Annotated in this window: 14 protein-coding genes and 1 tRNA gene; 11 read left to right on the forward strand and 4 right to left on the reverse strand. The window is 64.2% G+C overall.

The features are described 5' to 3' along the window. The 9 genes from EB233_RS07570 to EB233_RS07610 all read left to right on the forward strand — a co-directional run bounded on the left by EB233_RS07570 (position 1) and on the right by EB233_RS07610 (position 8,774). The gene (locus EB233_RS07570; protein ID WP_064992467.1) at positions 1–783 is read left to right on the forward strand and encodes a DeoR/GlpR family DNA-binding transcription regulator; all 783 of its coding nucleotides are present in this window, start codon (positions 1–3) and stop codon (positions 781–783) included. Next, complete coding sequence (locus EB233_RS07575) at positions 780–2,159, forward strand: FGGY-family carbohydrate kinase (protein WP_064992466.1); 1,380 nt, start codon at positions 780–782, stop codon at positions 2,157–2,159. Before EB233_RS07570 ends, EB233_RS07575 begins: the two co-directional genes overlap by 4 nt. After that, positions 2,156–3,700 carry a sugar ABC transporter ATP-binding protein gene (locus tag EB233_RS07580; protein ID WP_064992465.1) on the forward strand — a complete coding sequence of 515 codons (1,545 nt, stop codon included), beginning with the start codon at positions 2,156–2,158 and terminating at the stop codon, positions 3,698–3,700. Before EB233_RS07575 ends, EB233_RS07580 begins: the two co-directional genes overlap by 4 nt. Next, positions 3,697–4,689 carry an ABC transporter permease subunit gene (locus EB233_RS07585; RefSeq protein ID WP_027054131.1) on the forward strand — a complete coding sequence of 331 codons (993 nt, stop codon included), beginning with the start codon at positions 3,697–3,699 and terminating at the stop codon, positions 4,687–4,689. Before EB233_RS07580 ends, EB233_RS07585 begins: the two co-directional genes overlap by 4 nt. Before the next feature lie 80 nt (positions 4,690–4,769). Then, positions 4,770–5,708, forward strand: a complete 939-nt coding sequence (locus tag EB233_RS07590; protein ID WP_064992464.1) for an ABC transporter substrate-binding protein — start codon at positions 4,770–4,772, stop codon at positions 5,706–5,708. A 73-nt stretch (positions 5,709–5,781) separates the two neighbouring features. Further along, positions 5,782–6,675 carry a sugar phosphate isomerase/epimerase family protein gene (locus tag EB233_RS07595; RefSeq protein WP_064992463.1) on the forward strand — a complete coding sequence of 298 codons (894 nt, stop codon included), beginning with the start codon at positions 5,782–5,784 and terminating at the stop codon, positions 6,673–6,675. A 107-nt stretch (positions 6,676–6,782) separates the two neighbouring features. Next, positions 6,783–7,136 carry a cupin domain-containing protein gene (locus tag EB233_RS07600; protein ID WP_027054128.1) on the forward strand — a complete coding sequence of 118 codons (354 nt, stop codon included), beginning with the start codon at positions 6,783–6,785 and terminating at the stop codon, positions 7,134–7,136. A 188-nt stretch (positions 7,137–7,324) separates the two neighbouring features. After that, positions 7,325–7,816 carry a hypothetical protein gene (locus EB233_RS07605; protein ID WP_064992462.1) on the forward strand — a complete coding sequence of 164 codons (492 nt, stop codon included), beginning with the start codon at positions 7,325–7,327 and terminating at the stop codon, positions 7,814–7,816. 79 nt (positions 7,817–7,895) lie between these two features. Then, on the forward strand, positions 7,896–8,774 hold the full coding sequence (locus EB233_RS07610) for an MBL fold metallo-hydrolase (protein WP_064992461.1): 879 nt from the start codon (positions 7,896–7,898) through the stop codon (positions 8,772–8,774). 62 nt (positions 8,775–8,836) lie between these two features. Here the strand turns inward: EB233_RS07610 and EB233_RS07615 are convergent. Both EB233_RS07615 and EB233_RS07620 read right to left on the reverse strand, forming a co-directional pair. Continuing rightward, a tRNA-Arg gene (locus EB233_RS07615) sits at positions 8,837–8,913 on the reverse strand. 85 nt (positions 8,914–8,998) lie between these two features. Continuing rightward, positions 8,999–10,162 (reverse strand): M20 aminoacylase family protein, encoded by a 1,164-nt coding sequence (locus EB233_RS07620; protein ID WP_064992460.1) that lies wholly within the window; start codon positions 10,160–10,162, stop codon positions 8,999–9,001. A gap of 255 nt (positions 10,163–10,417) precedes the next feature. Between EB233_RS07620 and EB233_RS07625 the strand changes: the two genes are divergently transcribed. Both EB233_RS07625 and EB233_RS07630 read left to right on the forward strand, forming a co-directional pair. Next, positions 10,418–11,584: a D-alanyl-D-alanine carboxypeptidase family protein gene (locus tag EB233_RS07625; RefSeq protein ID WP_064992503.1), complete on the forward strand. Its 1,167-nt coding sequence runs from the start codon at positions 10,418–10,420 to the stop codon at positions 11,582–11,584. Positions 11,585–11,588: 4 nt separating this feature from the next. Beyond that, positions 11,589–12,707 (forward strand): CobW family GTP-binding protein, encoded by a 1,119-nt coding sequence (locus EB233_RS07630; protein ID WP_064992459.1) that lies wholly within the window; start codon positions 11,589–11,591, stop codon positions 12,705–12,707. Between the two features lie 3 nt (positions 12,708–12,710). Here the strand turns inward: EB233_RS07630 and EB233_RS07635 are convergent, their stop codons facing one another. Both EB233_RS07635 and EB233_RS07640 read right to left on the reverse strand, forming a co-directional pair. After that, positions 12,711–12,953, reverse strand: coding sequence for a sulfurtransferase TusA family protein (locus EB233_RS07635; protein WP_064992458.1), 243 nt, complete (start codon positions 12,951–12,953; stop codon positions 12,711–12,713). A gap of 8 nt (positions 12,954–12,961) precedes the next feature. Beyond that, positions 12,962–14,293, reverse strand: coding sequence for a L,D-transpeptidase family protein (locus EB233_RS07640; RefSeq protein ID WP_064992457.1), 1,332 nt, complete (start codon positions 14,291–14,293; stop codon positions 12,962–12,964). Positions 14,294–14,318 lie beyond the last annotated feature (25 nt).

Raw genomic sequence — 14,318 nt, forward strand, 5'->3', positions numbered from 1 at the left:
GTGAGCGAGTCCGGCCGCCAGCGTCAGATCGTCGAACTGTTGCGGGACCGCCCGTTCGCCTCGGTGCGCGAGTTGCAGGAGCGGCTTGGCGTCTCAGCGGCGACGGTGCGGCGCGATATCGACCGGATCGACGAGGCCGGCGAGGCGCGCAAGGTCTATGGCGGCATCTCGGCGCTCGATGGCGCTTCCCATGCGGGCGTGGCCTATGCGCGGCCCTATGACGAAAACCGTGACCTCGCGGTCGAGGCCAAGCGGCAGATCGCGGCCTTCGCGGCAACCATGGTGCGCGATGGCGACGCGGTCATCGTCCATGGCGGCTCGACCTGCTTCCACCTCGGCGTCAAGCTCGCCGAGCGCAACATCCGGCTCTACACCAACTCGATGCCGCTCGCGGCCTATCTCAGCGACCATGGCCATTGCAGCCTGACGGTTGCCGGTGGCGACCTGCATCGCGAGCCCGGCATCATCCACTCGCCGATCCAGGCGACGCCGTTCTATGCCTCGAAATTCTTTCTCGGCGCGCAAGGCCTCAACCAGGAGGGAGTGCTGGAATCGCATCCATTGCTTGTGCGTTCCATCGTCGACCTCAGCCTCTGCGCCGACCAGATCGTGGTGCTGGCCGACAGCCGCAAACTGTCGATCCACGCGCGCAATGTTGCGCTGCCGCTGTCGCGCATCGGCACGTTGGTAACCGACGACGGTCTTTCCGATGCCGATGCGCGCATGCTTGAGGATGCTGGTGTCATGGTGCGGATCGCATCCACTCCGGGAGCGGTTCCGTGAAAGTCGCGGTGCTCGATTTCGGTAAGACGAATTCGAAGCTGTTCGTCTTCGGCCAGGACGGACGCATCCTCGACGAGCGCCGGACCCAGCCGCAATGGACGCGCCAGAACGGGTTCAGCGTGCTCGACGAGGCTGCCCTTCATGATTGGGCGCTGGATGCCGTCGCCAATGCCGTCGAAGACCATGGCGTGGAAGGCGTCATGGTATCTGGCCATGGTTGCACCTTCGCTCTCGTGAATGAGACGGCGCTGACGCATCCGATCCTCGACTACGAGCAGGAACCGCCACCCGAAATCGCGGCGCGGATCGACCGCCTCATTCCGGATTTCGCCGAGACGTTCTCGCCCCGCCTGCCGCTCGGCTTCAACTATGGCTGTCACATGCTGTGGCTGCAGGAGGTCGATCCCGACGCGTTCGCGGCCGCGACATCGATCCTCGGCTATCCCCAGTACTGGAGCTGGCGCCTCGGCGGCAGGCCGGTCAGCGAAGTGTCCTATCTCGGCTGCCATTCGCATTTGTGGGCGCCGCGCGCACGAGACTTTTCCTCCTTGGTCGACGCTCAAGATTGGCGTGGCCAGATGCCGGCCTTCGCGCGCGCCGGCGCCGTGGTCGGCGAACGGCAGCTTGGCGGCGTGGCGCGGCCGATCGCCATCCATAACGGTGTCCACGATTCGAATGCGGCGCTGCATGCCTATCGCCGCCAGGCGCTTGGCCCGCTGACGGTGGTGTCGACCGGCACCTGGGTCATCGTGCTCAATCCCGACTGCCCGCTGGAGGCGCTCGATCGCGGGCGCGACATGCTGGTCAATGTCGACGTCGACGGAGGCCCGGTGCCGACCATCCGCTTCATGGGCGGACGCGAATTCGCTGATATCAGCGGCGGCTGGCAAGGCGCGATCGCTCCTGGCTCGATACAGCAGGCGATCGACGCCGGTTTCATGGCGCTGCCGAGCTTTGCGCCGGGAGGGCCGATGTCAGGCCACCGCGGCGAAATCATCGGCGGCACACCGAGCGCGGGGGAGCGTGCGGCGATGGCACTGCTTTACGTCGCGCTGATGGTCGATCTCTGCCTCGACCTGATCCATTCGCAAAACACCGTGATCGTCGATGGCGGGCTGAATGCTGGCGGGTTGCTCGCCGGGTTGTTGGCTGAGCTGCGTCCCGCCCAGGCCTTTCTGCAAGGCGCCACGCTGGAGGGCAGCGCCACGGGCGCCGCGGCGCTCGCCTTCGAGTGCGTCGGGCGCGAATTCGCCGCCGAGGCGCCGGAGCCGGTGCGGGCGACGCGCTTTACCGGCCTTGCCGGCTACCGCGACGCCTGGCGCGATCGTGTTGCCGGGCAGGGTGGCGGCGTCAAAGCGGCGGGTGGCGCACGATGAGCGCGACGGCACAGATGTCAGCGATCCGCCAGCCGGTGCTGGAGATGCGTCACATCTCCAAGACCTTCGGCGCGGTCCGCGCCCTGCACGATGTCTCGCTCAGCGTCCATGCCGGCGAGCTGCACGCGCTGATGGGCGAGAATGGTGCAGGCAAGTCGACGCTGATGAAGGTACTGTCGGGCGCCTATCGGCCGGATGCCGGCGGCGAAATCCTGATCGATGGCATGCCCGCCGCGACCGGCGATCCGATCAAGGCGCGCGCCGCGGGCATCGCGGTGATCTATCAAGAGCTGTCGCTGGCGCCCAATCTGACGGTGGCGCAGAACATCTTCCTCGGCAACGAGCCGCGGCGCTTCGGCATCGTCGACCGCGAGCAATGCAGCCGGCGCGCCAGCGAGATCGTCGGCCGGCTCGGCGTCTCCTTCTCGGCGCGGACCCTGGTCTCAAGCCTGTCGCTCGGTGAGCGCCAGCTGGTCGAGATCGCGCGTGCGCTGTCGACCAATGCGCGCATCATCGTCATGGACGAGCCGACGACGTCGCTGACGTCACGCGAGACCGACCGGCTGTTCGAGGTGATCGCGACGCTTAAGGCGCAAGGCATCGCCATCATCTACATCAGCCATCGCATGGAAGAGGTCTACCAGCTCGCCGACCGCGTCAGCGTGCTGCGCGACAGCGGCTATGTCGGCACGCTGGAGCGCGCCGACCTCAACGCGTCGCGGCTGGTGTCGATGATGGTCGGCCGCGACCTCTCCGCCTTCTACAAGAAGGACCATCGCCCGCCGGACGGGAAGCGCACGGTCGCGCTCTCGGTGCGCGGCATGTCCGACGGGCGCCTGCTGAAGAACTGTTCGTTCGACCTCTATCATGGCGAAGTGCTCGCCCTGGCGGGCCTCGTCGGTTCAGGCCGCACCGAACTCGCCAGGCTGATCTTCGGCGCGGACAGGCGTAGCGCCGGCACGCTGGAACTCGACGGCAAACCGATCTCGATCGGCTCGCCGCGCGAGGCGCTCGACGCCGGCATCGCCTACCTCACCGAGGACCGCAAGGAACTCGGTCTGTTCCTCGATATGTCGATTTCCGACAACATCAGCATGGGTGTGCTGGGCAGGGATGCACGGACCGGCGGATTTCGCGATTTCACCATGGCCGACAAGCGCGCGGCGAAAGCCATCGCCGATCTATCGATCCGCACCGGCTCGGCGCAGGCCAATGCCGGTTCGCTGTCGGGCGGCAACCAGCAGAAGGTGCTGCTCGCCCGGCTGCTCGAGACCAAACCGAAGGTCGTCATCCTCGACGAGCCGACGCGCGGCGTCGATGTCGGCGCCAAGTCGGAAATCTACCGGCTGATCGACAATCTCGCCAACAGCGGCATCGCCATCCTGATGATCTCCAGCGAACTGCCCGAGGTGATCGGTGTCGCCGACCGCGTTCTGGTGATGCGCGACGGCGCCATAGCCGGTGAGGTGACGGCGTCCGGGGGCGCCCCGCTGCGTCAGGAAGCGATCATGGAACTTGCGACGGGAGCGGCCCAGGGATGACCGACAAAACGACGACGAGCGTGGATCAGGCGACGGTCAGGAGCCGGCGGCTGCGTACCGCCTTCGCGGCGCTCGGCATGCTGCCGGTGCTGGTGCTGCTGGCGGCCGGCTTCCAGTTCATCAATCCGCGCTTCCTCACCGAGACCAACCTGCTCATCGTCACCCAGCAATCGTCGATCAACATCGTGCTCGCCGCCGGCATGACCTTCGTCATCCTGACCGGCGGCATCGACCTGTCGGTCGGCTCCATCCTCGCCGCCTCGGCGATGGTGGCGGTGATCGTGTCGCTGGTGCCCGACTGGGGCCTGCTGGGCGTGCCGGCGGCGATCCTGGTCGGCCTTGGCTTCGGCCTCATCAACGGGCTGCTCGTCGCCTATATCAGGCTACCGCCCTTCATCGTCACGCTGGGCTCGCTGACGGCCGTGCGCGGCATTGCCCGCCTGCTCGGGCAGGATACGACGGTGTTCAATTCGGACCTGCCGTTCGACTTCATCGGCAACGGCTCGCTGTTCGGCATTCCGTGGCTGGTCATCATCGCGCTGTCGGTGGTCGTCTTGTCCTGGCTGGTGCTCAAGCGCAGCGTGCTCGGCACCTGGATCTATGCCGTCGGCGGCAATGCCGAAGCGGCGCGGCTGACCGGCATAAAGGTGCCGCTGGTGCTGCTCTTCGTCTATGGCGTTTCCGGCCTGCTTGCCGGCCTCGGCGGCGCCATGTCGGCGGCAAGGCTTTACGCCGCCAACGGCCTGCAACTCGGCCAGTCCTACGAGCTCGACGCCATCGCCGCCGTCATCCTCGGCGGCACCAGCTTTGTCGGCGGCGTCGGCTCGATCTGGGGCACGCTGATCGGCGGCCTGATCATCGCGGTGTTGTCCAACGGGCTCATCTTGGCCGGCGTCTCGGACATCTGGCAGTACATCATCAAGGGATTGGTCATCATCGTGGCGGTCGCCCTCGACCGCTACCGGCTCCAGGCCGGAGCAAGAACGTGAGTGACCTGGTCGCCGGCATCAACGACCGGCTTGTGTAACGCACCGTGAGAGGCGCGGGGCAATTGGAGGAAGTAAGCGTAATGAAGACCATCACCAAACTGCTCTGCGGCGCCGCGTTGGCGGCCGTCGCCATCGCGCCGGCATCGGCCAAGGACCTCAACAAGGTCGGCATCTCGGTCGGCCTGCTTGGCAACCCCTTCTTCGTCGCCACCATCAAGGGCATCGAGGACGCGGCCAAGAAGATCAATCCGAAGGTCGAGGTGACGTCTGTGTCGGCCGACTATGACCTCAACAAGCAGGTGTCGCAGGTCGATTCCTTCATCGCCGCCGGCGTCGACGTGATCATGCTCAACGCGGTCGACGCCAAGGCGATCGCGCCGGCGGTGAAGAAGGCCCAGGCCGCCGGCATCATCGTCGCCGCCTTCGACGTCTCGGCGCCGGGCGCCGACGTCACCGTGATGACCAACAACGTCAAGGCCGGCGAAGAGGCCTGCCAGTACCTGGTCGACCACACCGGCGGCAAGGGCGACTACGTCATCCTCAACGGCCCGGCATCGTCGTCGATCCTGGAGCGGGTCAAGGGCTGCAAGAACGTGCTTGCGCAGCATCCCGACATCAAGGTCCTCTCCGACGACCAGAACGCCGAAGGCTCGCGCGATGGCGGCCTGAAGGTGTTCCAGTCGCTGCTGACCCGCTTCGACAAGATCGACGCGGTGTTCGCCATCAACGATCCGACGGCGATCGGCGCGCAGCTCGCCGCCAAGCAGCTCAACCGTTCGGAGTTCATCTTCACCGCCGTGGACGGCGCGCCCGACATCGAGAAAGAGCTGTCGTCCGGCAAATCGATGATCAAGGCCTCGGCCTCGCAGGATCCCTATGTGATGGCCGGGCAGTCGCTGACGATGGCGGCCGAATTGCTGGCCGGCAAGAAGCCGGCCGAGGCGACTGTGCTGCTCGATCCCAAGCTGATCACCGCCGAGAACCTGAAGGACTACAAGGGCTGGACCGCCGCTCGTTGATCCATCCTATAGAGGCGCGGCCGGTCCACCCGGCCGCGCCTGTCTTTTCCTCTTCCGTAAACCGGAGACGATCATGTCGCGCATCGGAATCCATTCTTTCGTCTGGTCGGCGAGTTCGGCGCAAAGCGAGCTCGAACGCACGCTGGCCAACACCAGGGAGGCCGGATTCGACCTGATCGAATTCTCCTATCTCGACCCCGCCAATGTCGATATTGGCGGGCTTGCCAAACGCATAGCCGATCTCGGCCTTGGCGTGGCGATCAGCATCGGACTGCCCGCGGATGGCGACATATCGAGCGCCGACAAGGCGATCGCGGCGCGCGGCGTCGATATCCTCAACCAGACCATCGCGCTGACGCGCGACCTGGGCGGCCAGAAAGTCGGTGGCATCCTGTCGACCAGCCATGGCCTGCAGACCGAGGCGCCGACGCGCGATCAATGGAACCGCAGCGCTGCCACGCTGGCCAAGGTCGCCGAGACGGCCAAGGCGGCCGGCGTCACGCTCAATCTCGAGATCGTCAACCGCTTCGAAAGCACTCTGCTCAACACATCAGCGCAAGGGCTGGCCTTCATCGAGGACACAGGCTCGGACAACATCTTCCTGCATCTCGACACGTTTCACATGAACATCGAGGAGGCCGATGTCGGGCTGGCCATCCGCCATGCCGCGGGCAAGATCGGCTATGTCCATATCGGCGAGAGCCATCGCGGCTTCCTAGGTACCGGTAATATCGATTTCGCCGCGATATTCGATGCGCTGACGGCCATCGGTTATGACGAGGACCTCAGCTTCGAATCCTTTTCGTCGGAGATCGTCGACGAGAACCTGTCGAAGAAGACCGCCATCTGGCGCAATCTGTGGACCGACAACATGGCGCTCGCCAAGCACGCGCGCGCCTTCATCGGCCTCGGGCTGGAGACGGCGCGGCGCAAGGCCGAACTCGTCTCGGCGCGCCACAAGCCGTAGAGCCCGACGCGGGCAAAACGCTGCCGGTTCTCATCGCACATGCATTGCTCCCGTCATGCGCATCGGCTATCCGACCTCCGCGGCACATGAAGCAGAAGGAGCCCGGCATGACGAACAAGACGATCCTCAAATTTGGCGCGGTCGAGCACGCGGAAGCCGGCGACCTGCCTGGCTGGATCGTGGTCGAGGGCCATCCGACCATGCAAACCGCCGTCCAGCACACGACCGAGGATGGCAAGGTGATGTCCGGCACCTGGCGGGCGTCCCCCGGCACCTATCATGCGACCTATACCGATTATGAGTTCGTACACATGATCGCCGGCCGCATCATCATCACCCCCGACGGCGGCACACCTGTCGAAGTGGGTCCCGGTGACGCCTTCGTGGTCGAAGCCGATTTCAAGGGAACCTGGAAGATCATCGAGCCGGTGACCAAGCATTTTGTGGTCCGGGTGGCCTGACGCCAGGCTGACCATATTTGAGACGTGGAAGCCTGCCCCGGATCGTCGTGGCGGGCTTTTTGCCACGTAGGTTTTGGTGATCCCGCGCAATCACCAGATGCACCGTAATGGGTCAGGAAGTCTGGCACGACATTTGCTGCTGTGGCGACGCGGCCATGAGGCCGTCTTGATCCACCGTGGCGGCAGCGATGTACTTTCCTCAGTTCCTCATCGGTATGATTGCAACGTCAGCGTCCGTAGCCATCTCGGCCTATCTCAAGACGGGTTCGCCATGGGCTGCCCTTGCATGGGCCGTTACAAGCGCGATTCTGTTGCAGATCGGTTATGTCGCGCTGGTTGTCGGACTGGTCAGTCAGCCGGCAACAGCGGCAGGGCGGGATTCGGGCGGGTCGGAGGTCCGGATGCCGGTGCGTCTGATGACGCTTATTGCCATCGCGGTACTCGCCACGATTGCCATGACAGACATGACTCGCGCGGATGACGATGATGCCTACTTCGACTGTGTCATTGGTAAGGCCGAGGCAATCATGAAGAAGCAGGCGCAAAGGGATGCCGAGGTGGCGCTGGCGAAGGCCTATGCGCTGTGCCAACCCATGCAGTCATCTCAGGAGGCGGAGATCAGCAGCGACCTGCTGTTGCCGGACCATGCTCGGGACCTATATCCGCTAGTGCATTTGTGATCGGACCGGTTCCCAAACTACCTGTCGCATTTCGAATAGTCCTGTACGGTCGCACTCCCGCAGTGAAAGGATAGTCTGGATGGTCAAGTTCAATTCCACGGCCAGGCTGATGGCCATGACTGCATTGGTGGTTTTCCATCAGGGGCTGGCAATGGCGCAGATGCCGGCACAGCAGCCGGATGCCAAGTCGTTCAAACTCGGCAAGCTCGATATCGTCGCTCTGCACGATGCTCAGTTCGTCAAACCCAATGATGGCAAGACCTTCGGCCTCGACCACAGCCCCGCGGAAGTCGGCGATGTGCTCAAGGCAGCGGGGGCACCGACCGATGCGATAACCCTGAGCGTCGATGCCTTGCTGGTGAAATCGAAGACGAGCGTCGTCCTGATCGACACCGGCGTCGGCGGCGCGCTGCAGGACAGCCTGGCCAAGGCCGGCGTCAAACCCGGTGACGTCAATGAAATCTTGATCACCCATTCTCACCCCGACCATATCGGAGGACTGGTCAAGGACGGAAAGCTGGCCTTTCCCAATGCCACGATACGCATGTCGGACGTGGAGTGGAATTTCGCCAAGTCCAACGAGGGGGTGGCCGACATCGTCAAGGTCATTGCGGGACACGTCAAACCGTTCAAGGCCGGCGCCCAGGTCGCCCCCGGCATCATCTCGGTGGCGCTCAAGGGTCACACTCCTGGCCATGTCGGCTATCAGATCAAATCCGGAAAAGAACGCCTGTTCGATATCGGCGATACCGTGCACAGCTCGATCCTCTCTCTCGTCAAGCCGGACTGGGCCGTGGCTTTCGACGGCGACAAGCCGGAAGCGGAGCAGAACAGGGCCACGACGCTGGCCGCGTTGGCCAAGGACCATGAAATGATCTTTGCGCCGCACTTCCCGTTCCCGGGTGTCGGCTACATCGAGAAGGATGGCGATCACTTCAAATGGGCGCCGAGCGAGTAGGCCAGCCGAAATTCCCAGTGCTCTACCGCAAAGAATGCGCCTGTTCGCCATCGTCGGATGACTGGTGATCCCGACAGGAATCGAACCTGTGACCTACAGATTAGGAATCTGCCGCTCTATCCTACTGAGCTACGGGACCACGCGGCCCGACACATAGCCGCTTCGGATCGTTTCGCCAAGAGGCCGGCCGCAGGCAAATCGGCCGACCCTTTGCGCTTCTGGCGTCAGGCGGCCAGCGCGGTTTCGGCCAGTTTCACCCAATAGCTCATGCCGTGCGGGATGGCCTCGTCGTTGAAATCATAGGCCGGGTTGTGCAGACCGGCAGTGTCGCCATTGCCGATGAAGATGAAGGCGCCGGGGCGGGCTTCCAGCATGTAGGAGAAGTCCTCGCCGCCCATCACCGGCTGGATGCCGCGGTGGACATGGGCGTCACCGGCGACATTGGCCGCGACGTCGCTGGCAAAGACCGTCTCGTCCGCATGATTGAAGGTCACGGGGTAATTGGCCTGGTAGTCGACTTCGATCCTGGCGCCGAAGGCTGTTGCCAGCCCGTCGCAGATGGTGCGGATGCGCTCTTCGGATTTCTTGGCGATCTCCTTGCGCAAGGTGCGCACGGTGCCGGCGATCTCGGCCGATTCGGGAATGATGTTGTAGGCGTCGCCGGCATGGAACTTGGTCACGGAGACCACCACGGCCTCGACCGGATCGGTGCTGCGCGAGGCGATCGTCTGCAAAGCGCCGACCAACTGGCTGGTGATGACGATGGGGTCGATCGTCCCATGCGGCATCGCGGCATGACCGCCCCTGCCTTTCACGGTGATGGTGAACTCGGCCGTCGCCGCCATGATCGGGCCCGGGCGGATGGCGAACTGGCCGACAGGCAGGCCAGGCATGTTGTGCATGCCGAACACTTTTGAGATGTCGAAGCGCTCCATCATGCCGTCCTTGACCATCTCGTTGCCGCCGCCGCCGCCTTCCTCGGCCGGCTGGAAGATCACAGCCACGGAGCCCGCGAAATTGCGCGTCTCGGCGAGGTATTTCGCGGCACCCAAAAGCATCGCCGTATGGCCGTCATGGCCGCAGGCATGCATCTTGCCGGGAACGGTCGACGCATAGGGCTTGCCGGTGATCTCGTTGAGCGGCAGAGCATCCATGTCGGCGCGCAGGCCGATGGTGGCGCCTTGGCCCTGGCGGCCGCGGATGATGCCGACGACGCCGGTCTTGCCGAGGCCGGTGACCACGTCATCGCAACCGAACTCTTTCAGCTTTTCGGTGACGAAAGCCGCCGTCTTGAAGACATCGAAGTTCAGCTCCGGCGTCTGATGCAGATGCTGGCGCCAGCCGGCAACTTCGTCCTGCATTTCAGCGGCGCGGTTCAGGATTGGCATGATGGTTCCATTTCGTGGTTTGAGCAGCCGGCTTCAGCCTGGTGTTTTGCAATTGTGGCCGGGCTTTTGCAATTGTGGCCGGTCTTTTGCGATTGTGATTGTCAGGCACTTTGCCATGTTGGCGTCACATAGGGTAAATAGCACCGCACCAATGCGGTCCGTTTTTGAGGGTCGGACTCATTATGCTGGCGGTCACGTAACGAAATCTTACGGAGCCAGAGGCGACTACGGCAAGAGGCGATTTCGGATTTGATCATGCGGCACAGGCATTTCCTCAAACTATTACCCGCTGGCGCAATCATGCTGGCGGTCCTGGCAGGGTCGGCGCTGGCCAATCCGGTGGTTGTCTTCGACCTGAAGAACGGCCAGATCCTGCAGCATCAGGATGCCTTCAAACGCTGGTATCCGGCCTCGCTCAGCAAGCTGATGACCGCCTATGTGACCTTCCGGGCGATCGCGGCCGGTGAAGTCCAGCTCGATTCGCCGATCAAGGTGACCAAGCATTCCGCCGGCGAACCGCCAAGCAAGATGGGTTTCAAACCTGGCTCGGTGATGCGGCTCGACAATGCGCTGAAGATGATGCTGGTCAAATCGGCCAATGACATCGCCATGGCGGTCGGCGAGAATGTCGGCGGCTCGCAAGCCGCCTTCGCCGAAAGGATGAACGCCGAGGCGGCGCGACTGGGCATGAACGGCACCCATTTCGTCAACCCGAACGGCCTTTACTCGCCGGACCAGTACACGACGGCGCGTGACCTTTCGGTCCTGGTGATGGCGATCCGCCGCGAGTTCCCGCAATATGCGCCGTGGTTCTCCATCGAAGGGCTTGCCGTCGGCAAGAAGGCCATCCCGAATTACAATCTGCTGATCGGCCGCTACCCCGGCGCCGACGGCATGAAGACGGGCTTTGTCTGCCCTTCCGGCTTCAACATGATCGGTTCGGCGACGCGCAACGGCCGCACGCTGGTCGCGGTCGTGCTTGGCGAGAAGTCGGCGGTCAGCCGTGCCGAGACCGCGGCAAAGCTGCTCGACCAGGGGTTCGACACGCCCGCCGCCGGCCCGGCAACCGTCGCGACGCTGGCGCCCTATGGCGATACGGTCTCGCCCAACGACATGCATGACGAGGTCTGCAAGAAGAAGACGCCGGAGGAGCAGTCCGAGGCGCCACCGGCGGCCGCCGCCAAGGACGTGCCGAAATCGCCCTATCAGGAGAAGCTCGACCATGCGCCGACGCTGGTTGCCGTCGGTCTCGGCGGCGCCACCGGTCCGGCGCCGAAGGCAATGCTCGAGCAAGGCGGCCAGGAATATGCCGACGTGCCGATCCCGAGCTGGCGGCCGGACCGGCCGGCGCCAACCGGCGCCGGTCCGGCCGTTGCCGGTTCCGCCGCGCAAGGCGATCAACCGGTCAAGGTCGCGAACTAACCTGATGAGCGGCTTCCCGATCCCTGTCTCGGTGCTGACCGGCTTCCTCGGCGCCGGCAAGACGACACTGCTCAACCGGCTGCTGAAGGACCCAGCGCTGGCCGATACGGCTGTCATTATCAACGAGTTCGGCGAGGTGGCGATCGACCATCTGCTGGTCGAGCAGGCCTCCGACGGCATCATCCAGCTTTCGGACGGCTGCCTGTGCTGCACGGTGCGCGGCGAACTGGTCGATACGCTGGCCGACCTGGTCGACCGGCTGCAGACGGGCCGTATCGCCCGGCTTGCCCGCGTCGTCGTCGAGACCACCGGGCTGGCCGACCCGGCGCCGGTGCTGCAGTCGATCATGGCGCATCCGGCCCTTGTCCAGGCATTCCGGCTCGACGGCGTCATCACGCTTGTCGACGCGGTCAACGGCAACGCCACGCTCGACGCTCATGTCGAGGCGGTCAAGCAGGCCGCGGTCGCCGACCGCATCGTGCTGAGCAAGGCCGACATGGTCACCGATGCCGGCGATCTCGAAACGCTGCGGGCCCGCCTGCGGCAGATCAATCCGGGTGCCGAACTGCTCGATGCCGGCAGCTCCAGGACAGGCGTAGCGGCGCTGTTTGATTGCGGCCTCTACAATCCCGCCACCAAATCCGCCGACGTGCGGCGCTGGCTCGGCGAGGCGGCGCATGATCACCACCATCACCATGACGGTCATGAGCACGGGCATAACCATGGCCACTATCACAGTCATGGCCATCGCCACGATCAGCGCGTGCGCTCCTATTCGCTGGTCCATGACGGCCCGGTGCCGTTTTCAGCCATAGAAATGTTTCTCGATCTGCTGCGTTCGACGCATGGCGAGCACCTGCTGCGCATGAAGGGCGTGATCGAACTTCGGGAAGATCCATCACGCCCGCTGGTCATCCACGGCGTGCAGAAGATCCTGCATCCGCCGGCGAGGCTGCCGGCCTGGCCGGACGGCCAGCGCGGCACGCGGCTGGTGCTGATCACGCTCGATATGCCCGAGGACTATGTGCGCCGGCTGTTCGCCGCCTTCACCAACCGGCCGTCGGTCGATACGCCCGACCGGGCGGCGCTGGAAAACAATCCGCTGGCGATCGCCGGGCGGTAGTCCTTACGACCCTTGTCCGCCGCGTTCGACCAGGAAGCGATGGCCGCCTGACATCGCCGCCGTTTCAATGAGCTGGTGGCCGGTATCCGCGCAGAAGGCGGGAATATCGATGACAGCCAGAGGGTCGGTGGTCTCGAGCCACAGCCGGCTGCCCGGCTTCATCCCGGCCAGGCGCTTCTTCGCCTTCAGCACGGGAAGCGGGCAGTTCAGGCCCTTGAGGTCGTAAATAGCGGTGTCCGCAGCCAAGATTGGGATCAGCCGCCGAACATGCCGAGCAGCTTGTTCTTCAGCTTCGTCACCCGGCTCTCATCGGCGCTAGCCGCCTGCGTTTCGGCCTCCGGTGTGGCCTCGCTGGGAGCGGCGATGGTGGCGGTGGCGACCGGGGCTTCCTTGGCGGCCTTGGCCGCTTCCTTCGCAGCCACGGCTTGCGCCTTCGCGGCCTCCTTTTCGGCTAGCGCCTGTGCCTTGGCGGCTTCCTTGGCTTGCTTGGCGGCCTCTATGGCGGCCAGCCTCTGCTCCTCGGCCTTCTGCTTGGCGGCTTTCTCGGCGTCGAGTGCAGCCATCTTGCGCCCCGCCGGCGAATCGATGCGGCCCATGCGTGCCGTCTCGCTCACCGAGCCATCATTGTTGAGCGACGGCGGCTCGATCGGTACCCGCTCGCCGCGCGCCCGGCGCTTCGACCAGTCGGAAACGATGCTGGCTTCCTTGATGCCCGCAATGGTCGGCTTGGGCGGCGGCACGCTGGCCTTGAGCGCGCTGTTGAAGGCGGCATCATAGGTGCTCTGATAGGCGTTGTAGGCGCTCTTCAGCGAATCCGGCTGCGTGGTCGCCGGGCAGGGGCCGGTCGGATCGAAGGTCTGGCCGTCGGCGGCGACCTGGTTGAAGACGTAGCGCTTCTCGCAGACATCGACCTTCGGCGGTACCTTGGTGACCTCGAAATTGTCGTAGCCGACCTTCAGCATCTTCCAGAACTCGTAGTTCGGGTCGTTGCGGTAGCGCGCCATGTTGGCGGCGGTCATGCGGAACGGAAAGGCCTCGACCTGGAACTCGGTCTGACCGCCCTGGAAGGCGTCGCGGCCGAAGGCATAGATCTGTTCGATCTGCGCGTCGGTCATCGAATAGCAACCCGAGGACGAACAGGCGCCATGCACCATCAGGTTCTGGCCGGTGCGGCCGTTGGCACGGTCATAGGCGTTTGGAAAGCCGATGTTGAAGGATAGATGGTAATTCGAGCGCGGATTCATCTGCGCCGGACGGACCGTGTAGAACCCCTCGGGCGCCTGGCGGTCGCCTTCGGTGTATTTGGGGCCCAGCTTGCCCGACCATTTGCAGATGTCGTAGCTCGCCACCATATCGTAGCGGCCATTGGTCTTGGCCTTCCAGATTTCGAGCTTGCCCTCTTCCTTGAAGATGCGCGCCATCACCGACGAGGTGCGAACCATCCCCTTGGCTCTCATGTCGGCGAGGATCTTGTCCGGCAGCGGCTTGTTGGCCTCCGGGGCAAAGTCCTTCATCGACGAATCATTGCAGCCGGCGATCGCTATCGAGGCGACGAGGGTTCCGGTGCGGGCAAGCTTGGCAAACATGGATACGGCTATGTCTCTTCTTTCG

The organism is Mesorhizobium erdmanii (genome assembly GCF_013170725.1).
In the GTDB taxonomy this organism is placed as follows: domain Bacteria; phylum Pseudomonadota; class Alphaproteobacteria; order Rhizobiales; family Rhizobiaceae; genus Mesorhizobium; species Mesorhizobium erdmanii.

Excerpts from the sequence above, each read along its gene's own strand:
- EB233_RS07625 (WP_064992503.1), top strand. The coding sequence starts at position 10,418 with ATGCGGCACAGGCATTTCCTCAAACTATTACCCGCTGGCGCAATCATG.
- EB233_RS07640 (WP_064992457.1), bottom strand. The coding sequence starts at position 14,293 with ATGTTTGCCAAGCTTGCCCGCACCGGAACCCTCGTCGCCTCGATAGCG.
- EB233_RS07605 (WP_064992462.1), top strand. The coding sequence starts at position 7,325 with ATGTACTTTCCTCAGTTCCTCATCGGTATGATTGCAACGTCAGCGTCC.
- EB233_RS07620 (WP_064992460.1), bottom strand. The coding sequence starts at position 10,162 with ATGCCAATCCTGAACCGCGCCGCTGAAATGCAGGACGAAGTTGCCGGC.
- EB233_RS07590 (WP_064992464.1), top strand. The coding sequence starts at position 4,770 with ATGAAGACCATCACCAAACTGCTCTGCGGCGCCGCGTTGGCGGCCGTC.
- EB233_RS07580 (WP_064992465.1), top strand. The coding sequence starts at position 2,156 with ATGAGCGCGACGGCACAGATGTCAGCGATCCGCCAGCCGGTGCTGGAG.
- EB233_RS07585 (WP_027054131.1), top strand. The coding sequence starts at position 3,697 with ATGACCGACAAAACGACGACGAGCGTGGATCAGGCGACGGTCAGGAGC.
- EB233_RS07595 (WP_064992463.1), top strand. The coding sequence starts at position 5,782 with ATGTCGCGCATCGGAATCCATTCTTTCGTCTGGTCGGCGAGTTCGGCG.
- EB233_RS07630 (WP_064992459.1), top strand. The coding sequence starts at position 11,589 with ATGAGCGGCTTCCCGATCCCTGTCTCGGTGCTGACCGGCTTCCTCGGC.
- EB233_RS07600 (WP_027054128.1), top strand. The coding sequence starts at position 6,783 with ATGACGAACAAGACGATCCTCAAATTTGGCGCGGTCGAGCACGCGGAA.
- EB233_RS07610 (WP_064992461.1), top strand. The coding sequence starts at position 7,896 with ATGGTCAAGTTCAATTCCACGGCCAGGCTGATGGCCATGACTGCATTG.